This window comes from Enterococcus canintestini, assembly GCF_001885735.1.
Lineage (GTDB): Bacteria > Bacillota > Bacilli > Lactobacillales > Enterococcaceae > Enterococcus_C > Enterococcus_C canintestini.
This window is the reverse complement of the sequence record NZ_JXKG01000008.1, coordinates 43,035-62,478: the sequence shown is the minus strand read 5'-3', so window position 1 is coordinate 62,478 and position 19,444 is coordinate 43,035. Positions and strand designations below refer to the sequence as shown.

Here is a 19,444-nt window from a genome sequence, read left to right as displayed (position 1 = left end):
TTTCTACTTCACTTAAACCTTTTTATGTATCTACTTGTCTGGTTTTATTAGCTATTTAGCATTCGTTTAATTACAAAAAAATTTATTAAAGGAGAAATTGATGAAAAAGATTGGATTTGCAACATTACTTGTAAGCCTAGTTATCTTAAGTTCTTGTAGCTCAATAAGTAATGAAACATCAAAAAGTCAAACAAATGTTACATCAACTAGTAATGCTAGTACTACCAATTCTTTAATGACTGAAGTTGAATCATTGAAAAAAGAATTACTCGAAAAAGAAAAAGAATTAGCAAGTGCAGAAACAAATAAGCAGAAAATTTCAGAACTTGAGGAAACATTGTCTGAAAAAAACACAGAATTACAACAATTGAAAGCAGAATCGCATACGATTGATACGACAATGACAGATGAAGTTGCTGAAAAAATTTGGAACACTCTGACTCCTGAAGCAACTGGAAATTACATAGGCTTTCAAGAGGAAACTACCACTTCTGGTTGGTATAGTTTTCAATATCAAAATGGAGTTGGCAACGTTCCAGTTTTTAGAAGATATGGCGATTTAGCACTGGTAAAATGGGGTGGCGGTGGCACAGTGGTAAATATTAGCGTGTTAAATTTAAATGCCCAAGAAGTGATTACATCCTTCGATGTGAATTAAAAATTCTTTCTTCATATCAAGAAAGTAGTTTGAACAAGTACTGGCCTATAAAAATTTAATCTTTTTTCAGTAAGTTCAAAATTTTATGGGCTAAATGGAGATGCTATGATTAATTAGGCGGCACTTGTGGGTTCATTTATCTTTTTGTTGGCGTTTATAACTTTATTTATAAATTGCTTTCTAAATAAAATAAATGATTGGTGAATTTATTAAAAGGATTTTAAGCTTAAATTTTGACAACTGCTATAGGCTTTGGGATAGTAAAATAGGAGGTGTTAAAATGATTAATGCTTATAAAGAATATTGGCATAACATGACTGTTATGAACGCATCTGCCAAAAGAGGGCAATATTGGTGGCCGCAAGTTATTAATTATTTAGTATTAGCAATCTATTCGGTTGTGACAGGAGTTAACCGTTATATTGAAATTACAGCTGATGACGGTACAATTATCAAAGAATGGAATGCAGTAACGTTAGTTTTTGTCCTATTGAGCGCACTAATTTGGTTGGCTAATTTTACTGTACGCGCACGTCGTCTACATGATCGCAACCACAGTAACTGGTGGATTTTATTTTACTTGATTCCTTTAATTGGTAATATCGTTATTTTCATCACTTTAATTTTACCAAGTAAAGCCAACACCCGCTGGCCGATCAATCAATCGGAGCTGTAGCCAATTGATACTAAAAGAAAAAGTAAAAAAACAAGCCTTCAGGATTAAAAATGAAGGCTTGTTTTTTAGCTTTTTTTTATTAAAAGACTTTGAATAGCACTGAGAAAATAAGGTAAATACAAAAACCACAAATTCAATCTTTGCCATAAACCACGATGGGAAACTTGAAATTGGCTGATGATCGGAATCTTTGGCATTGCAAATAAAAACATAAATACCATAGCGGCAATAAAAATGAGGGGCAAAAAGACGATGAAAATTTCATTTTTTTCTTGGCGATAAAGTAAAAACAAAAGGAATGTTCCTAACAAAAGTGCAACGAAGCCTGCGCCAGAAGCATAATTGTGCAATAAGGAAGTAAAATCAACCTCACTTTCATTTGCGGCGCGATCAAATAAACCAGTGATAATACAATCGCCAATTCCAAAAACAACCACCATTAACGAAAGAATAAGAGAAAACTTTTGATTGGTTTCTTTAAATCGTTCATAAATTGCTGGGGCACTTAAAACAAAAAGGGTGCCATTAATAATTTCCCAAATTTTAAAGGCCCATTTTGTCGGACTATCGGTTTCACCGAAAGTTGAAATTAAATTATTTATTTGGCTGTAATTGGGATAATAGTGCGCCAAAATAAAAGGGAGTGCAATTTCACTGATAATGGCTAATAGCAGCAGGTAAAAGCCATATTCTTTTAATAATTTCAATACCATCACTCCAGTATGTTTTCATTTGTTTTCATATTTATTTTAGACTTATTTTTATCTCTTGAAAACTATTATGTCTTTTCAAAAAATAAACAAATAAGTGGTAGAAAAAATTACGGTATTATCTTGATACCAACGTTTAAAAAATTCCAATTTGACTTATGATTTAGTTATTGAAGTATAAATTGGCTGATATTATTGTCAGAAAATGAATTTTTTTATTTTTTCGAATTTTCTCTGCAAATGGTTTAATGAAATTATGCTATACTATTGAAGAGAAAACGTTATCTTTGAGGTGGTGTTGTTGTTTGGAAAAAATCAGTTTGGAACCTTTTGATCGCATTTTAAGCGACTATGAACAAAAAGCGGAGTTAGCAGTATCAGTCGGTGCGTGTTCTACCTTAGCTGCTCGATGTCAACGCTTTGGGGTGGAAGGGTATCGCTTAGGTGATTTTCGTGGAGCTGGTTACTTGAATCGTTATGTTTACTACAGTGTGACCCAAGCGCCAATGCTTATTTATCGTCGTAATTATTTGATTCCTTTGGTTTTTCGCCAAAACCCTGAGAGTTATGAATTATTTGCTGAAGAATTTCGTTTAGAGGGTTTTTTTATACTATTGGATTGGTATTTGAAAAATGAACCTCAAAAAGTAATTTTAAGAGATCGTAAAAATCAAGAAAAATCTCATAAATATCAAGAATATACAGTGATTGACAGCGCCTTTTTAGTTTTTCGTCTGTCTGAAATAATAGATGCGGCTGGATTACCTGTAAGCCAGTGTCAAAACTTGAATGATTTTAAAACATGGAATAAAAAACATCATTTAATTGATAATGGTTTGGTAGGACGTCACGCGAAACTATTTGATGAAGAAGATAAAAAGCAGTTGTCAGAACTTAAAATGATATTAAATATTATTCAATTAAAATATCCACAGATGCCATTATTCATTTAAAAACCCAAACTATTACAGCGATTTACTAGTTTTTAGAACTAACCAATCGTTTGTGATAGTTTGGGTATTTTCATTCTTGTTAGTGAAATTTTGAGTTTTTATAAAACGACTTTATTAAATGTTAATGGATCCGCTGTGTCAAAAAATGGTGAGAGGGGCTCATGGCTAATAACGGTTAGTTCGTGCATCGCCCGAGTTGCAATAGTATAAAAAATTAACCGATCCTGTAACGTCTTAAAACTATCGTCAATTTGCCAAGCGTAGACACGATCAAATTCTAAGCCTTTCGCTAGGTAAGCAGGGATAATCATAATACGTCGTTTCATGAAATCCTCTTCCGAGATAATTAATTGAATCTCTTGTTTCATTTTTTCGTCTAGCGCTTCATAAAGAGCAACACAATCTTGACTGGTCCGACAAATAATTGCTGTCCGCCAATATTGAGCTTTTGCTTCATTTTCTTTTAAATCATTTATTAAATAATTCAGACATTCCGTTTTATTAAAGCCAGTTACTAGGGTTGGTAGATCTCCTTTTCTGGCAGTCATTTCCACAGTATCTTCTTCTGATAAAAATTGATTGGCAAAGTCTGTAATTTCTTTAGTGGATCGATAACTTGTTGTTAATTGGTATCGGGTTACTTCTTGATCTGGGAAAAGGGCAGCTAAATTACCGACAATGGTCTCATTACCAAAGACTTTTTGATTTAAATCTCCACACAGCGTAAGGTTGGCTTGGGGGTACAACTCCCGTAATAGCGCCACTTGTGCAGGTGGAAAGTCTTGCATTTCATCGATAAAAATGAAACGAGCATTGACTGGTAAGTCAACTGGTCGCAATCCTTTTAATAGTAAGAAGAATAAAACAGCATCTTCTTGTTTTAACAGGCGATTTTTTAATAAGTCGCGGGTAGCTTCGAGACTTTCTTGCCATTGATTTACAGTCACGTGATTTTCAGTTAAAGTTTTTTTAGAAACGTTTTGTAAAAAATGCAAATATTGTTTGGAAAAGTTAATAAATTGGAAACGATTAATACTTTTAACCATACTGTGAAAGTGGCGCTTTACAATTTGTTTTTTAATCTGATTGCGTAATTTTCGTTCGTTTTCTTCAGAATCAGTTAAGTTAGGATGATCTGCAAAATATTGTTGTAATTCTTCTTCGGCGGCCTCTTTTACCCAAGTTTTTTTGGCTTCGTCTTTTTGTAGGCCACCAACTTTTTTCAATAGTTTTGTCTGCAATAATTGTGTCCGTTGGTAAAGTGGTAAATTTGGATTTGTTTCTTGATACCAAGTGCGCATTTGTTTTGTTGAAATCAAAGTTTCTCCATTAATTTTCAAATTACGAAATAACGGTCCTAAGTCGGTGATTGCTTTAATATAATTTTTAATAGCCTTGACTAAAACTAAACTGCTTTTTAGTCGCTCGCTTTGTTTTTCATTGCCAGATAAAAAGACAACTTCTTGCTCAGCTTCTTTTTCAATCGTAAATTGTGGCAATAACTGGTCCATAAAAGAGCGGAATGTTCGAGTTGGGACAGTACTTTCTCCAAGGGAAGGCAAAACCATTGAAATATAATCAGAAAATAGATGGTTAGGTGAAAATAAGAGAACTTGTTCATCAGCCAACCATTTACGATTACGATAAAGTAAAAAAGCAATTCGTTGTAAAAGGGCAGAAGTTTTACCACTACCTGCGATACCTTCAATTAACATGACTTTGCTCGTTGTATTGCGAATAATTTTATTTTGGGCTTTTTGAATCGTGGAGACGATATTTTTCATTTGAGAAGAAGATGCTTCATCTAAAATCTCTAATAAAAATTCATCATTAATTACTTCAGAAGTATCCACCATTGAAAGCATTTGCCCATCTTGAATTTTAAACTGGCGTTTTAATAAAAGTTCTACTTCATATCGGTCGTGGTCGGTTTCATAAAAAGCTGGACCTAATTCACCTTCATAATAAAGATTGGCAATTGGTGCGCGCCAATCGATGACGATGGTTTCTTGATTTTTATCCCGTAAAGAAGCAATACCTAAATAAAGTGTTTCTTTATTTTCTTGTCCTTCTTTAAAATCAATCCGCGCAAAATAAGGATTTCCTTCCATTGTATTAAGTGTTTTTAAACGTTTTACTTGGCTTTCGGCTGTGTGATACTTCAAGAGTAGTTCTTGCTCATGTTGGCGATACTCCATTGCAGATTCATAAAAAGACTCATCGGAACCGCCTCGGATTTGGTGATCGGCAACTTCTTTTAATTCGGCTTGCATCTTGCCACTTAGCTGTTGTTGCTGTTCTTTAATTAGTTGTTCTTCATTTTGAATAAGTGCAACAGTCCATGCGACATGCTGCTTTTCTTTGGCACGTTCATCCATTAAACAAGCCTCCATTTCCTATGTGTGTGATAAAATCACGCCATAAAATTATAGCACAAGTTCGACTCTGAAAAAAAGGTTACTGCTTTCAAAGTTTTTTTAAAATTTTATGTAAATGAGAAAGGAAGAAACAATGCGTAAGGAAGATGAAATGTTAGCATTAATAAAACAAGTAGCTCAAAAATTACCTCAGGTCAAAGGCGTAGCGCTTTCTGGCTCGCGTGCAAATCCTCACGTCCCCAAAGATATATTTCAAGATTATGATGTCGTTTACTTAGTAGATGAAAAAGATAGTTTATTAAAAGAGCGCAGTTGGTTAAAAGCTTTTGGTGAAATTTTAATTATGCAATGTCCTGAGGAAATGACTTTGTTCCCAGCTACTTTAGGAGATTGTTTTACCTTTTTAATGTTATTTGAAGATAATAACCGCATTGATTTAATGCTTTGTCCTATAAAAAATCTGCCAGATTGGTTAAAAACAGAAAAAGTAGTTTTACCTTTGTGGGATCCTCAAAATTTACTTGCAGATATTAAGAAAACAAATCCTGATTCCTTATATCTTCAAAAAGCGCCGAGTCAAGCGGAATTTACAGATTGTTGTAATGAGTTTTGGTGGGTGTCCACTTATGTAGTTAAAGGTCTATGGCGTAAGGAATGGTTATATGCTACTGATCATCTTTATAACATTTGTCAAAAGGAATTACGTCGTTTGCTGAGTTGGCAAGTTGCTTTAGAACAAGGATGTAGCGTTAGTATTGGCAAAAACGATAAGTATTTACTAAATTATTTGTCTGATGAAATAAGACAATCACTGCTTGATTTGCTGGATTTTACTACTGGTGAAAAAATCTGGCAGAGTCTTTATAAAACCCAAAACCTTTTTCATCAAACAGCTGTAAAATTTGCTGAAATGAGTGGTTTTTTTTATGATGCTAAAACAGCCAATGCTGTGAAGAAATACAGTCACAATTGGCAGCATCAGGATGATCAAAGCTAATTGTAAATGATTCTTTTTTTCATTTAGCACTTTTCTATTTTCATTTGGAAATAAGCAAGTTATCCTTTAAGTGAAGCTTGAACTATTCAAGTTGGGAAAGTAGGGGATGGAAATGAGTCATTTTAAAAAATTCTTTTTAACTTTAGTGGTAGGAGTCATAGCTTGTCTTTTTGAGTTTGTTTTGAAACAAGGACAGTGGGCCTATCTACTCGTAACAATTGTGGGTGGCTTCATGGCCTTTACCATGTTAATTGAAATGGTAAAAACATTGCGATCTGGCCGTTATGGTGTGGATATTTTAGCGATTACGGCTATTGTCGCTACTTTAGCAGTTGGGGAATACTGGGCGAGTTTGATGATTTTAATCATGTTGACCGGCGGAGATAGTTTAGAAGATTATGCCAGTCGTCAAGCAGGCCGTGAATTACAATCTCTATTAGATAATTCTCCTCAAGTTGCGCATCGAAAAAATGGGGATCGCTTAGAAGATTTAACTTTAGATAAGGTTAAAGTTGGCGATATTTTAGTGGTTAAGCCCCATGAAATTGTCCCTGTTGATGGGATTGCCTTACAAGAAGGTAGTGTCGATGAATCTTCTTTAACTGGTGAATCTCGGCCAGTGGATAAAAATAGCGGAGATGACATTATGTCTGGAGCTATAAATGGTGAGGGAACTTTGGTTTATCAAGTAACTTCACTAGCTGAAGATTCACAATATCAACAAATCGTTAAACTTGTAAAAGAATCGCAAGAAAAACCCGCTCATTTTGTGCGGATGGCAGACCGTTACGCTGTGCCATTTACTGCAATTGCGTATCTTATTGGGGGGATTGCCTGGTTTGTTACGAAAGATCCGGTCCGTTTTGCTGAAGTCTTAGTCGTAGCTTCTCCTTGCCCTTTGATTTTAGCAGCTCCAGTTGCATTAGTAGCAGGCATGAGTCGTTCAAGTCGTAATGGTATTGTGGTGAAAACAGGTACTACAATCGAAAAACTTGCCGAAGCTAAGACCATTGCTTTTGATAAAACAGGTACCATTACCAAAGGCCAATTAACAGTAGAAGCGATAAATCCTGTAGCTGGTTTTCCAGAAGATAAATTTTTGAGCTATCTTGCCAGTGCCGAACAAGAATCACTGCACATTTTAGCGCGATCACTTGTTTCTTATGCTACCAAACGAGTAGAATTAGTACCGGTTAAAAACTTAGAAGAAGTTGTTGGTTCTGGTGTAAAAGGTGAGATTGATGGCAAAGTCATCAAAATTGGGCGGGCAGAATTTGCCCACGCTAGTATTTCTGCTGGTGATGCTACGATGATTTTTGCATCGTTAGATGATCAATACATCGGAAGTGTAACTTTTGCAGATGAAATACGGCCAGAAGCTCAAACTACGATTACCCAATTACGTAATTTAGGTGTCGATAAGGAAATTATGTTAACTGGCGATCGTAAAGGAATTGCAGAATTAACAGCTACTGCAGTTGGAATTAAAGAAGTTCATGCCGAATGTCTGCCACAAGATAAAATTAACGTTTTAAAAAATATCACTAAAGCAGATCGGCCGTTAGTGATGATCGGTGATGGTATTAATGATGCGCCAGCTTTAGCGATTGCTGATGTCGGTATTGCTATGGGAGCTCACGGTTCTTCAGCGGCTTCTGAAAGTGCAGATGCTGTTATTTTGAAGGATGATTTAAGTAGCGTTGCAGCAGCGGTTAGTATCTCGCAAGATACAATGAAAATCGCCCGACAATCAGTTTTAATCGGAATTTTTATCTGTGTTGGTTTGATGCTAGTTGCTAGCACGGGGGTGATTCCTGCGTTAATCGGTGCGATGTTACAAGAGGTTGTTGATACGGTCTCCATTTTAAGTGCATTACGGGCCAAAAACGATCGTAAAAATAAAGATACCAGGAAAAAATTAAGTTTAGGCCATTAGCATAAGCTAATAGAGTATCTTTATAAAAAATATCGAAAATAAAGTTTCAAATTTTATGCAATAATTTCAGTTTTGTGCGGGACATTTTGACTTGTTTAAGGTTAAAATAGAGGTAATTTAAAAAAGGAAGTGAATAATATGCCATTTGTCCATGTTGAATTAGTTGAAGGACGTAGTAAAGAACAATTGACTGCAATGATGAAAGATATTACTGAAGCTGTTCATAAGAATACCGGTGCGCCAAAAGAACATATTCATGTGATTATTAATGAAATGAAAAAAGGTACTTATGCTGTTAATGGTGAATTTAAGTAAGTTTATTCTTGCATTTTTTTAAAAGAAGTGTTTAAATATATTCAACTTGTAAAGCCAACTGATTTTGAGAGTCTGTAACAGAGAGGAAGACAACTGCTGAAAGTTTTCCAACAGAAAACCAAAGGATGACCACTTTACTTATTCCTAATTAATCTTAGGCGGTGGCAACCGTTAGCGGCAAAAGAGAAGACGAAAATATGTCTTAAAATTAGGTGGAACCACGTTAATCACGTCCTAGTGCTATTATAGCGCTAGGACTTTTTTTATTATTTAAGGAGGAATTATCTATGGCAATTACAATTACATTTCCTGATGGTGCAAAAAAAGAATTTGAATCAGGTAGTACAACAAAAGATATTGCGGCTAGTATTTCTAATAGCTTAGCAAAAAAAGCTTTGGCGGGAAAAGTTAATGGCGAATTAGTAGACCTAAATCGTCCAATTAATGAAGATGCTACCTTAGCAATTATTACCCCAGCTGATGAAGAAGCGTTACCTTTACTTCGCCATTCTGCTGCTCATTTAATGGCACAAGCGGCCCGTCGTTTATTTCCGAATATTCACTTTGGCGTAGGCCCTGCGATTGACAGTGGATTTTATTATGATACTGATAACGGTCAACATCCAATCACAGCCGAAGACTTACCAGCAATTGAAACAGAAATGATGAAAATCGTGAAAGAAAATTTACCGATTGAACGCTTGGTTTTATCAAAAGCAGAAGCATTGGATTTGTTTCATGCAGACCCTTATAAAGTCGAATTAATTAATGAAATGCCAGAAGATGAAACAATTACAGCCTATCGTCAAGGAGAATTTGTTGATTTGTGCCGTGGCCCACATGTTCCTTCAACTGGTCGTATTCAAGTTTTCAAACTATTATCTGTTGCGGGTGCTTACTGGCGTGGTAATTCCGATAATCAGATGATGCAACGTGTTTATGGGACAGCTTTCTTTGATAAAAAAGATCTAAAAGAATTTATTAAACAAAGAGAAGAAGCAAAAGAACGCGATCACCGTAAATTAGGAAAAGAATTAGATTTATTTATGGTTTCACCAGAAGTTGGTTCAGGACTTCCTTTCTGGTTACCAAAAGGTGCTACAATTCGCCGGATTATTGAACGTTATATTATCGATAAAGAAGTAAGTTTAGGTTACCAACACGTTTATACACCAATTATGGCCAATGTTGATTTATATAAGACTTCTGGTCACTGGGATCATTATCATGAAGATATGTTCCCACCGATGGATATGGGCGATGGCGAAATGCTTGTTTTACGTCCAATGAACTGTCCGCATCACATGATGGTCTACAAAAATGATATTCATTCTTATCGGGAACTACCAATTCGAATTGCAGAACTTGGCATGATGCATCGCTATGAAAAATCTGGTGCCTTATCTGGTTTACAACGGGTACGGGAAATGACATTAAATGATGGCCATACTTTTGTGCGTCCGGATCAAATTAAAGATGAATTCAAACGGACTTTGGACTTGATGATTGCGGTTTATGCAGACTTCAACGTGACAGATTATCGTTTCCGCTTGAGTTATCGTGATCCTAACAATACTGAAAAATACTTTGATGATGATGCAATGTGGGATAACGCGCAAACAATGTTAAAAGCAGCGATGGATGAATTAGGCTTAGACTATTTTGAAGCTGAAGGAGAAGCAGCATTTTACGGACCAAAACTTGACGTGCAGGTGAAAACAGCGATGGGGATGGAAGAAACCTTGTCTACTATTCAATTAGACTTCTTATTACCTGAACGTTTTGAGTTGACTTATGTCGGTGAAGATGGCGAAAATACTCATCGTCCGGTCGTTATTCACCGCGGAATTGTTTCTACAATGGAACGTTTTGTAGCTTATTTAACAGAAGTTTACAAAGGTGCATTTCCAACTTGGTTAGCGCCAATTCAAGCAACAATTATTCCAGTTTCTGTTGCAGCACATTCTGATTATGCTTATGAAATCAAAGAACGTCTACAAGCAAAAGGAATTCGGGTTGAAGTCGATGACCGAAATGAAAAAATGGGTTATAAAATTCGAGCTTCACAAACACAAAAAATTCCATATCAACTTGTTGTAGGGGATAATGAAGTAAAAGATGCAACTGTAAACGTTCGTCGTTATGGAAGTAAAGAAACTTCAGTTGAAGAACTAAATATTTTTGTGGATGCAATTGCAGCAGAAGTAGCTAACTACAGTCGCGTATAAATTTTTAAGCTGTCCTGCCTAATTTAACTCTTTTATGGTAAAGTAATTTAAGAAAGTTCAAACGAATTTTCAAACAGGAAAAATTATTTTATCAAATAAAGTTAAAGAGGCGGCAGCTTCTTTTACATAGTGAGATACGAAAGGAAATAGCGACTATGATGAAAACCAATTGGCAAAAACGCTCTGTAATAGCTGTGATTTTATTTACACTACTAACTGGTGGCATTTATGGCATCTATTGGATTTATACTACCAACCGAGATTTAAATGATTTAACTGGTGACTATCGGCTAAAACCAGGATGGACATTATTTTTTGGACTTATTACTTGTGGCCTATATATGTTTTATTGGTGGTATCGCATCAATGATCTGGTGATGGCTGCGCAAAAAAGAGCACTGCGACCTTATCGTAGTGACAATAAGTTATTATTTATTGTCTTGCGTATTTTTGGCCTAGCCGTGATTAATATGGCAATTTTACAATCTGACTTAAATGATGTTTATGATCATTTAAATCAAGGCGTGATAAATATGAAGAGTCAAGGAGACGATGAATGGTCGGATTATTAGAATGTCCTTTAAAAGCTGTGACAGGTCTGCCGTGTCCGGTTTGTGGTATGACGCGTGCTTTTATTCATTTGGCACAGGGGGATATTACGACAGCGTTTTATTATCATCCACTTTTTTGGGTAATTATTTTGTTGGTTTTACTCTATGGAGTTAGTTTAAAAAAAGCGGTTATTGCACGGCTTTTGACTAATAAATATTGGTGGATTGGAATTATAAGTCTGTTTTTAGTTGTTTATTCATATCGAATGGTTCAGTATTTTCCCCATCAAGCACCATTGGATTTCAATTTTAATGCTTTTTTGCCGCGATTGTGGCAAATTATTGCTACTTAAATAACGCTATTTCTGCTTTCAGTTGTGATTTTCAAAAAAATATGTTAGAATGTATAACGGTAATGATACTTAGTGGAGTGAGGGATTTTTTCCCTCACTCTTTTTAATGAAAAGAATTGGTCAAGGAGGCGATGATTGTTGAGTACAGTGGTAGAAACAGTAACAAATTTAGTTGTTCCAATTTTGGATGAACAAAATTTTGAATTAGTCGAAGTTGAGTTTGTTAAAGAGGGAAAAAGCTGGTTTTTGCGAGTATTCATCGACAAAGAAGGCGGCATTGATATAGAAGAATGTGCCTATGTAAGTGAAAAGCTAAGTGAAAAGTTGGATAATATGGATCCAGATCCAATTCCTCAAGCTTATTTTCTAGAGGTGTCTTCTCCTGGTGCCGAGCGTCCACTGAAAAAAGAAGCCGATTATCAAAAAGCCGTGGGTGAATATATCCACATCTCATTATATCAAGCAGTTGAAGGACAAAAGCAATATGAAGGATTTTTAGTTTCTTTAAATGAAGCTGAACTTGTATTAAAGATCAGAATTAAAACGCGGGAAAAAGAACTGACTTTTGATCGTAAGAATATTGCCAAAGCCCGTTTAGCTATTCAATTTTAAAAAAGGAGTTCCAAGCAGATGAGTAAAGAAATGTTGAATGCATTAGATGCTTTAGAAGCTGAAAAAGGCATCTCAAAAGAAATCGTGATTGAAGCACTAGAAGCCGCTTTAGTGTCAGCTTATAAACGTCACTACGGCCAAGCCCAAAACGTAGAAGTAGAATTCAATCAAAAAAAAGGTGACATTCATGTTTATGCTGTCAAAGAAGTAACAGAAGAAGTCATGGATTCCCAATTAGAAGTTTCTTTAAAAGAAGCAATCAAAATCAACCCAGCTTATGAAATTGGTGACAAAATTCGTTTTGAAGTAACGCCAAAAGATTTTGGCCGAATTGCAGCGCAAACAGCCAAACAAGTTATTTTACAGCGCGTTAGAGAAGCAGAAAGAACGATTATCTATAATGAATTTTCAGCTTATGAAAAAGATATTATGCAAGGTATTGTTGAAAGACAAGACAATCGTTACATTTATGTCAATTTGGGTAAAATCGAAGCTGTTTTATCAAAACAAGATCAAATGCCAAACGAATTTTATCAACCACATGATCGTATTAAAGTCTATGTTTCTCGGGTTGAAAATACTTCAAAAGGTCCACAAGTCTTTGTTAGTCGTTCCCATCCAGATTTATTACGCCGTTTATTTGAACAAGAAGTGCCAGAAGTTTATGATGGTACTGTAGAGATTGTTAGCATTGCTAGAGAAGCTGGCGATCGTTCAAAAGTTGCAGTGCGTTCAGATGACCCTAATATTGATCCTGTGGGTACTTGTGTCGGCCCTAAAGGTCAGCGAGTTCAAGCAATTGTTAACGAATTAAAAGGCGAAAATATGGATATTGTCGAATGGGATGAAGATCCAGCTATTTATATTGCTAATGCATTGAATCCAGCTGAAGCACAAGACGTTATTTTTGATTTGGATAATCCCCGTGCTTGTACCGTTGTTGTGCCAGATTATCAACTATCACTTGCGATTGGTAAAAGAGGTCAAAATGCTCGCTTAGCAGCCAAATTAACTGGTTATAAAATTGATATTAAAGCTGAATCTGATATGGAAGAATTTTATGCCAAATTAGAAGAAGGCGACTATATCGATGAAGGCGAGTTTGTAACTGAAGAAACAGTTGATGAAAATGCAATCGATTCTGTTGATGAAGTAATTGAAAATAGCGATATGACAAGTGATGATTATGAAAATATTGCTTTTGATGAAGAAAAAGAGGATTAATCAGGAGGCGATTTCATGAAGAAACGAAAGATTCCTTTACGTAAATCCGTTGTTTCCGGTGAAATGAAACCAAAAAAAGAACTGATTCGCATTACTCGATCAAAAGAAGGCGAAGTTTCGATTGATCCCACTGGTAAAATGCCAGGTCGCGGTGCTTATGTTGCAATTGAGCCAGCAGAAGTACAAAAAGCTTGGGATAAAAAAATCTTGGATCGGGTCTTAGAAACACCACTGACTGATGCGTTTTATCAAGAACTTCTTGATTATGTTACCCATCAAAAAGCCCGTCGTGAGTTATTTGGCAATGGATAAAAACAAGGTATTGAACATGTTAGGTTTAGCAATGCGCGCTGGAAAGTTGGTCACTGGCGAAGAACTAACGTTAAAAGAGATTCGTCGCAACAAAGCTCGTTTGGTATTAATTGCCACAGATGCTGGTAAAAATACCCACAAAAACATAAGTGATAAGTGCACTTATTATAAAATTCCCTATAATGATCGTTTAACCGCCTTGGAAATAGGAGGTGCGATTGGTAAACCCCGGATGGTAATTGGTATTTTAGATGCGGGCTTTGCCAAAAAGATAGGAGAATTAATACAAGGTTAGGAAGGTGATTGCATGGGAAAAAAACGAATTTATGAACTTGCAAAAGAAATCAACAAATCGAGTAAAGAATTGGTGGATACGGCACAATCTTTAGGATTTGATGTAAAAAATCATATGGGAGCAATCTCAGATACTGAGGAGAAAAAGTTACGCCAAGCTGTTGGTGTAACAAAAAGTATTGACAATGCTCCAAAACCTGCATCCCAACCAGCTAACCCAGATGAAGCAAAAAAACCTGAGCATAAAAAATTTGTTACCCAACGGAATAATCCGAAATTCCAAAATCGGAATAATCCAAACCAAAAACAAGGCCACAAACAAGGTCAAAATAAAGGAAACCAACAAGGGCAACAGAAAAATCAAGCAACGCACAACCGTCAACAAGGGACTGTAAATAAAACACAAGCTGAGCAAAATAATCGTTTCAATCATTCTGAAACACCTTCAGCTAAAGCTGTTTCAAATAAAACTGAAAACACATCACAAAAAACTGTACCAGTAAATCAAAAAACAGCTAATAAAAAAACGGAGGATCAAAAGCCTATTAATAATAATAATCAAAAACGGAGTAACCAAACCAAGCAGACAAAACCTGCACAACAAGCTCCGACACAAAATAAAAAACCAGCAACACAACAACGTACTACGACAAAACCTGCTACGAACGCTAATAAACCAGCCGCAAAACCTGCAAATACTCAACCAGCTGCCAAAGCAGATGGTAATAAAGCGGGTAACCGTAGTAACGATAATCGTAACAAAAATTATGGTCAACAAAATCGTCAAGGTGGCTATCAACAAAACCGTAATAAGTTTAAGAAAAAAGGTAAAAAAGGAAAACAACAAGTTTCCAATAAACCGGCAGTACCACCACGTAAATTTAGAGAATTGCCAGAAGTATTAGAATATACAGAAGGCATGAATGTAGCTGATATTGCTAAAAAAATTCACCGTGAACCAGCCGAAATCATCAAAAAATTATTTATGATGGGTGTCATGGTTAACCAAAACCAAGCGCTAGACAAAGATACAATTGAACTTTTGGCGACAGATTATGGAATTGAGCCTCAAGAAAAAGTACAAGTCGATATTGCCGACATTGACAAATTCTTTGAAGCAGAAGAAGTTGCAGCCGAAAACTTAGTACCACGTCCACCAGTTGTGACGATTATGGGTCACGTTGACCATGGTAAAACAACTTTACTAGATACACTACGTCACTCACGAGTAACAAGTGGTGAAGCTGGCGGGATTACGCAACATATTGGTGCTTATCAAATTGACATTGATGGGAAACCAATTACTTTCTTAGATACACCAGGACACGCGGCCTTTACAAGTATGCGGGCTCGAGGTGCAAGTATTACAGATATTACAATTTTAGTTGTTGCAGCAGATGATGGCGTTATGCCACAGACTGTTGAGGCGATTAACCACGCCAAAGCAGCGAAAGTGCCAATTATTGTTGCAGTGAATAAAATTGATAAACCTGGTGCTAACCCACAACACGTAATGCAAGAACTAAGTGAATACGAATTAATTCCTGAAAGTTGGGGTGGCGACACAATTTTTGTTGAAATTTCAGCGAAATTTGGTCAAAACATCGATGAATTATTAGAAATGATTTTACTTGTAGCAGAAGTAGAAGACTTAAAAGCAGATCCAACCCAAAGAGCCATTGGTACTGTAATTGAAGCTCGTTTGGATAAAGGTAAAGGCCCAGTGGCAACATTACTCGTGCAACAAGGTACTTTACATGTGGGCGATCCAATTGTAGTCGGAAATACTTATGGCCGTGTACGGGTAATGACCAATGATTTAGGCCGACGGGATAAATCAGCAGGACCTGCGACACCAGTCGAAATTACTGGTTTAAATGATGTTCCTCAAGCAGGCGATCGTTTTGTCGTCTTTGAAGATGAAAAAACAGCGCGGGCTGCCGGTGAAGAACGGGCAAAACGTGCTTTGATGGAACAACGTGCTTCTAATAGCCGTGTGACATTGGATAACTTATTTGAAAGCCTAAAAGAAGGCGAATTAAAAGAAGTTAACGTGATTATTAAAGCAGACGTACAAGGTTCAGCAGAAGCGCTTGCTGCTTCATTGAAGAAAATTGAAGTAGAAGGCGTACGAGTTAATATCGTCCATTCTGCTGTTGGTGCTATTAATGAAAGTGATGTTACCTTAGCAGCTGCAAGTAATGCGATTATCATCGGCTTCAACGTGCGCCCAACGCCACAAGCAAAACAACAAGCAGATGCCGAAACGGTTGATATTCGTTTACACCGTATCATTTATAAAGCAATCGAAGAAATTGAAACAGCGATGAAGGGCTTACTTGACCCAGAATTTGAAGAAAAAATTACTGGTCAAATGATCGTCCGCGAAACATATAAAGTTTCAAAAGTTGGTACGATTGCCGGTTGCTATGTAACCGATGGGTTTATTCGCCGCGACAGTGGTGTCCGTGTCATTCGTGATGGTATCGTGATTTACGAAGGCGTCCTTGCGAGCTTGAAACGCTTTAAAGATGATGTTAAAGAAGTAAAACAAGGCTTTGAATGTGGCGCTATGGTCGAAAAATTCAATGATTTGAAAGTTGACGATGTGATTGAAGCTTATGTAATGGAAGAAATCAAAAACGACTAAGATAAATGGAGGGATAAGGATGGCCAATTATCGTGACCGTCGTGTTGCCCATGAAATTTTAAGAGAAGTCAACGATATTTTACGTAAAAGAGTACGCGATCCACGGGTGCAAGATGTCACTATTACAGATGTCCGGGTAACAGGAGATTTACAACAAGCAACAATCTTTTATAGTATTTTATCTGACTTAGCTTCTGATAAACAAAAAGCACAAGCGGGTTTAGAAAAAGCGAGTGGTTTAATTCGACGAGAATTAGGCCAACGGTTAACATTATATAAAACACCGGAAATCTCTTTTGAATTAGATAGCTCTGTGCAATATGGTAACAAAATCGACGAAATGATCCGTAATTTACACAAGGATTAAGATAAAGAAGCCTCTTTAGAAAGGAAAACTTTTTAAAGAGGCTTTTTTTCTGCTATAATAGGGCAGTTGAAATGAATTTAGAGATAGTGAGGAGTTAGAATGGACGGCATTTTAGCTTTATGGAAAGAACGTGGCATGACTAGTCATGACTGTGTATTCAAATTACGTAAGATTTTAAAAACGAAAAAAATTGGTCACGGTGGGACTTTGGACCCAGATGTGGATGGTATTTTACCGATTTGTATTGGTAAAGCAACTAAGGTGATTGAATTCATGCAAGATAGTGGTAAAGTTTATACCGGAGAAATTACATTAGGCTATGCAACCACAACAGAAGACGCCTCAGGGGAAGTAGTTGCAACAACGCCGATTGAAACTCCTTTTAGCCAAAATGAGATTGATAATATTATGAAATTGATGGAAGGCGAGATTACACAAATTCCACCTATGTATTCTGCTGTTAAAGTGAATGGAAAGCGATTATATGAATATGCGCGGGCTGGTTTAGAAGTAGAAAGACCGAAACGTAAAGCCCAGATTAAAAGTTTTCGCCGGATAAGTGAACCTGAATATGACAAAGAAAATAAAACTCAAAGTTGGCGTTTTGAAGTTGTTTGTGGCAAAGGAACTTACGTACGTACTTTAGCAGTAGATACTGGTAAAAAACTAGGAGTAGCTGCTCACATGTCTGATTTAACTCGTTTGGAAAGTGGCGGACTAAAGCCAGCCCAAGCACTAACTTTAGCTCAAGTAGCGCAAGCTGTTGCAGAGGATACGATTAGTGAATATTTATTGCCGCTAGAATATGGGCTATCAGCTTTTGACAAAATTACCATTAACGAAAAAACATGGCTCCAAGTAAAAAATGGTATGCGCTTAGCTCCTGAAGTCTTTGGTTTAGATTCTATGCCTAAAAAACCAATTGCTTTATATTATCAGGAAAAAGTTGTAGCTTTATATGAGAACAATCCAAAAGAAAAAAATAAATTGAAACCGTTAAAAATGTTACGAACTGAGGTATAGTATTGTGAAAATTATCCAAATTCATCATCCTTATACAAAAGAACAAATTCCAAGTGAGCCGGTAGTTTTAGTTTTAGGTTTTTTTGATGGCGTTCACCGGGGCCATCAAAAAGTTATTTTGACTGGCAAAGAATTAGCTCGACAAAAAGGGATTAAACTTGCTGTGATGACGTTTAATCAACATCCTTCTGTCGTCTTTAAAAAACAAGAAGGCGAAAATCAAAAGTATTTAACTTCTTTAAAACAAAAAGAGTATCATATGGCAGAACTTGGTGTCGATTATTTATATGAGATTGAATTTACTTCAAATTTTGCCCACTTAAAACCGCAAACATTCGTAGATGAGTATATTGTGGGGTTACACGCTGTAGCTGCTGTTAGTGGTTTTGATTATACTTACGGGCCGAAAGATATAGCAGATGTTTCACATCTACCTGAGTATGCCAAAGGAAGGTTTGAAATTGTCACTGTCCCAAAAGAAACATTAGCAGGGGATAAAATTAGTTCAACTCGAATCCGTGAATTATTAGATGAAGGCAATATGCTAGAAGTAACAAAATTACTCGGCTACATTTATGAAATTGAAGGAACAGTGGTACACGGAGATGCCCGTGGCCGCACACTGGGGTATCCGACGGCAAATATTCGTTTTAAAAATAGCGTTCGTTTACCGATGGAAGGTGTGTATGTTTCTGAAATTAAAGTCGCTGATAAATGGTATCAAGCGATGAGTTCGATTGGCCATAATGATACGTTTGGTGAAGGGCGCAAATTAACAGTTGAAGTTTTTATTTTAGATTTCAATAAAGATATCTATGGTGAAACAGTACGCGTTCGGTTTAATCATCTTATTCGCAAACAAGTAAAATTTGCTGGTGCTGATGGTCTAGTCAAACAGCTCAATCAAGATGAAAAGGATACTCGTAATTATTTTAATAACTAAATAAAAGGAAACCTACTAAAAGTAGGCTTCTTTTTTTGTAAGCACAATTTTATCGACTTAAATTGTTCTCATTGCAAGAGACAAAGCTATGAAAGAGATGATAAAATCATTATTCGAATATTTGGATAATAGGTTATAATAAAAAGTATCTAGATTACATAAAAATAAAATACGTTATTTTGTTTTTGGGGAGCTGAAAAAAATGCTGAATTTTGTTTAGTTCTTATCTAGAATGAAGTAAAATGTGATTAAGTATTAATTACT

Annotated in this window: 19 protein-coding genes; 17 read left to right on the top strand and 2 right to left on the bottom strand. The window is 36.1% G+C overall.

Annotated features, from left to right (window positions below; translation table 11 throughout):
• Window positions 1–100 precede the first annotated feature (100 nt).
• Both RU96_RS06480 and RU96_RS06475 read left to right on the top strand, forming a co-directional pair.
• Window positions 101–658 (top strand): hypothetical protein, encoded by a 558-nt coding sequence (locus RU96_RS06480; protein ID WP_071864728.1) that lies wholly within the window; start codon window positions 101–103, stop codon window positions 656–658.
• Window positions 659–938: 280 nt separating this feature from the next.
• Window positions 939–1,334 carry a DUF805 domain-containing protein gene (locus RU96_RS06475; protein ID WP_071864727.1) on the top strand — a complete coding sequence of 132 codons (396 nt, stop codon included), beginning with the start codon at window positions 939–941 and terminating at the stop codon, window positions 1,332–1,334.
• 65 nt (window positions 1,335–1,399) lie between these two features.
• On the opposite strand, the gene RU96_RS06470 is transcribed toward RU96_RS06475, so the two are convergent.
• Window positions 1,400–2,047 (bottom strand): DUF998 domain-containing protein, encoded by a 648-nt coding sequence (locus RU96_RS06470; RefSeq protein WP_249024154.1) that lies wholly within the window; start codon window positions 2,045–2,047, stop codon window positions 1,400–1,402.
• 302 nt (window positions 2,048–2,349) lie between these two features.
• On the opposite strand from RU96_RS06470, the gene RU96_RS06465 reads away from it, so the two are divergent.
• A complete protein-coding gene (locus RU96_RS06465; RefSeq protein WP_071864725.1) occupies window positions 2,350–2,997 on the top strand; it encodes a hypothetical protein in 648 nt (215 codons plus the stop codon).
• Window positions 2,998–3,095: 98 nt separating this feature from the next.
• On the opposite strand, the gene helD is transcribed toward RU96_RS06465, so the two are convergent.
• The gene (helD, locus tag RU96_RS06460) at window positions 3,096–5,375 is read right to left on the bottom strand and encodes an RNA polymerase recycling motor HelD (protein ID WP_071864724.1); all 2,280 of its coding nucleotides are present in this window, start codon (window positions 5,373–5,375) and stop codon (window positions 3,096–3,098) included.
• A gap of 133 nt (window positions 5,376–5,508) precedes the next feature.
• Between helD and RU96_RS06455 the strand changes: the two genes are divergently transcribed.
• The 14 genes from RU96_RS06455 to ribF all read left to right on the top strand — a co-directional run bounded on the left by RU96_RS06455 (window position 5,509) and on the right by ribF (window position 19,180).
• The gene (locus tag RU96_RS06455) at window positions 5,509–6,372 is read left to right on the top strand and encodes an aminoglycoside 6-adenylyltransferase (protein WP_071864723.1); all 864 of its coding nucleotides are present in this window, start codon (window positions 5,509–5,511) and stop codon (window positions 6,370–6,372) included.
• A 112-nt stretch (window positions 6,373–6,484) separates the two neighbouring features.
• Window positions 6,485–8,308 carry a heavy metal translocating P-type ATPase gene (locus RU96_RS06450; RefSeq protein WP_071864722.1) on the top strand — a complete coding sequence of 608 codons (1,824 nt, stop codon included), beginning with the start codon at window positions 6,485–6,487 and terminating at the stop codon, window positions 8,306–8,308.
• A 138-nt stretch (window positions 8,309–8,446) separates the two neighbouring features.
• The gene (locus RU96_RS06445) at window positions 8,447–8,623 is read left to right on the top strand and encodes a 2-hydroxymuconate tautomerase (protein ID WP_071864721.1); all 177 of its coding nucleotides are present in this window, start codon (window positions 8,447–8,449) and stop codon (window positions 8,621–8,623) included.
• Between the two features lie 287 nt (window positions 8,624–8,910).
• Window positions 8,911–10,851, top strand: coding sequence for a threonine--tRNA ligase (thrS, locus tag RU96_RS06440; RefSeq protein WP_071864720.1), 1,941 nt, complete (start codon window positions 8,911–8,913; stop codon window positions 10,849–10,851).
• Window positions 10,852–11,006: 155 nt separating this feature from the next.
• The gene (locus RU96_RS06435) at window positions 11,007–11,423 is read left to right on the top strand and encodes a DUF4234 domain-containing protein (RefSeq protein ID WP_071864719.1); all 417 of its coding nucleotides are present in this window, start codon (window positions 11,007–11,009) and stop codon (window positions 11,421–11,423) included.
• Window positions 11,408–11,755 (top strand): DUF2752 domain-containing protein, encoded by a 348-nt coding sequence (locus tag RU96_RS06430; RefSeq protein ID WP_071864718.1) that lies wholly within the window; start codon window positions 11,408–11,410, stop codon window positions 11,753–11,755. The genes RU96_RS06435 and RU96_RS06430 overlap by 16 nt, the downstream gene beginning before the upstream one ends.
• Window positions 11,756–11,893: 138 nt before the next feature.
• The gene (rimP, locus tag RU96_RS06425; RefSeq protein ID WP_071864775.1) at window positions 11,894–12,367 is read left to right on the top strand and encodes a ribosome maturation factor RimP; all 474 of its coding nucleotides are present in this window, start codon (window positions 11,894–11,896) and stop codon (window positions 12,365–12,367) included.
• An 18-nt stretch (window positions 12,368–12,385) separates the two neighbouring features.
• A complete protein-coding gene (nusA, locus tag RU96_RS06420; RefSeq protein ID WP_071864717.1) occupies window positions 12,386–13,591 on the top strand; it encodes a transcription termination factor NusA in 1,206 nt (401 codons plus the stop codon).
• A gap of 15 nt (window positions 13,592–13,606) precedes the next feature.
• Window positions 13,607–13,903 (top strand): RNase P modulator RnpM, encoded by a 297-nt coding sequence (gene rnpM, locus RU96_RS06415; protein ID WP_071864716.1) that lies wholly within the window; start codon window positions 13,607–13,609, stop codon window positions 13,901–13,903.
• On the top strand, window positions 13,896–14,198 hold the full coding sequence (locus RU96_RS06410) for a YlxQ-related RNA-binding protein (protein WP_071864715.1): 303 nt from the start codon (window positions 13,896–13,898) through the stop codon (window positions 14,196–14,198). The genes rnpM and RU96_RS06410 overlap by 8 nt, the downstream gene beginning before the upstream one ends.
• Before the next feature lie 12 nt (window positions 14,199–14,210).
• Window positions 14,211–16,847, top strand: coding sequence for a translation initiation factor IF-2 (gene infB, locus RU96_RS06405; protein ID WP_071864714.1), 2,637 nt, complete (start codon window positions 14,211–14,213; stop codon window positions 16,845–16,847).
• Window positions 16,848–16,866: 19 nt separating this feature from the next.
• Entirely contained in the window at window positions 16,867–17,214 is a 348-nt protein-coding gene (rbfA, locus tag RU96_RS06400; protein ID WP_071864713.1) for a 30S ribosome-binding factor RbfA, read from the top strand.
• 99 nt (window positions 17,215–17,313) lie between these two features.
• Window positions 17,314–18,237, top strand: a complete 924-nt coding sequence (truB, locus tag RU96_RS06395) for a tRNA pseudouridine(55) synthase TruB (RefSeq protein WP_071864712.1) — start codon at window positions 17,314–17,316, stop codon at window positions 18,235–18,237.
• A 4-nt stretch (window positions 18,238–18,241) separates the two neighbouring features.
• Entirely contained in the window at window positions 18,242–19,180 is a 939-nt protein-coding gene (ribF, locus tag RU96_RS06390) for a riboflavin biosynthesis protein RibF (protein ID WP_071864711.1), read from the top strand.
• Window positions 19,181–19,444: the final 264 nt, after the last annotated feature.

What these genes read in the sequence shown, in the direction of transcription:
- RU96_RS06450 (WP_071864722.1), top strand. Translation starts at nt 6,485, where the DNA reads ATGAGTCATTTTAAAAAATTCTTTTTAACTTTAGTGGTAGGAGTCATA.
- nusA (WP_071864717.1), top strand. Translation starts at nt 12,386, where the DNA reads ATGAGTAAAGAAATGTTGAATGCATTAGATGCTTTAGAAGCTGAAAAA.
- RU96_RS06475 (WP_071864727.1), top strand. Translation starts at nt 939, where the DNA reads ATGATTAATGCTTATAAAGAATATTGGCATAACATGACTGTTATGAAC.
- rnpM (WP_071864716.1), top strand. Translation starts at nt 13,607, where the DNA reads ATGAAGAAACGAAAGATTCCTTTACGTAAATCCGTTGTTTCCGGTGAA.
- rbfA (WP_071864713.1), top strand. Translation starts at nt 16,867, where the DNA reads ATGGCCAATTATCGTGACCGTCGTGTTGCCCATGAAATTTTAAGAGAA.
- RU96_RS06470 (WP_249024154.1), bottom strand. Translation starts at nt 2,047, where the DNA reads ATGGTATTGAAATTATTAAAAGAATATGGCTTTTACCTGCTGCTATTA.
- RU96_RS06430 (WP_071864718.1), top strand. Translation starts at nt 11,408, where the DNA reads ATGGTCGGATTATTAGAATGTCCTTTAAAAGCTGTGACAGGTCTGCCG.
- RU96_RS06455 (WP_071864723.1), top strand. Translation starts at nt 5,509, where the DNA reads ATGCGTAAGGAAGATGAAATGTTAGCATTAATAAAACAAGTAGCTCAA.
- RU96_RS06410 (WP_071864715.1), top strand. Translation starts at nt 13,896, where the DNA reads ATGGATAAAAACAAGGTATTGAACATGTTAGGTTTAGCAATGCGCGCT.
- RU96_RS06480 (WP_071864728.1), top strand. Translation starts at nt 101, where the DNA reads ATGAAAAAGATTGGATTTGCAACATTACTTGTAAGCCTAGTTATCTTA.
- helD (WP_071864724.1), bottom strand. Translation starts at nt 5,375, where the DNA reads ATGGATGAACGTGCCAAAGAAAAGCAGCATGTCGCATGGACTGTTGCA.
- truB (WP_071864712.1), top strand. Translation starts at nt 17,314, where the DNA reads ATGGACGGCATTTTAGCTTTATGGAAAGAACGTGGCATGACTAGTCAT.
- infB (WP_071864714.1), top strand. Translation starts at nt 14,211, where the DNA reads ATGGGAAAAAAACGAATTTATGAACTTGCAAAAGAAATCAACAAATCG.
- RU96_RS06435 (WP_071864719.1), top strand. Translation starts at nt 11,007, where the DNA reads ATGATGAAAACCAATTGGCAAAAACGCTCTGTAATAGCTGTGATTTTA.
- RU96_RS06445 (WP_071864721.1), top strand. Translation starts at nt 8,447, where the DNA reads ATGCCATTTGTCCATGTTGAATTAGTTGAAGGACGTAGTAAAGAACAA.
- thrS (WP_071864720.1), top strand. Translation starts at nt 8,911, where the DNA reads ATGGCAATTACAATTACATTTCCTGATGGTGCAAAAAAAGAATTTGAA.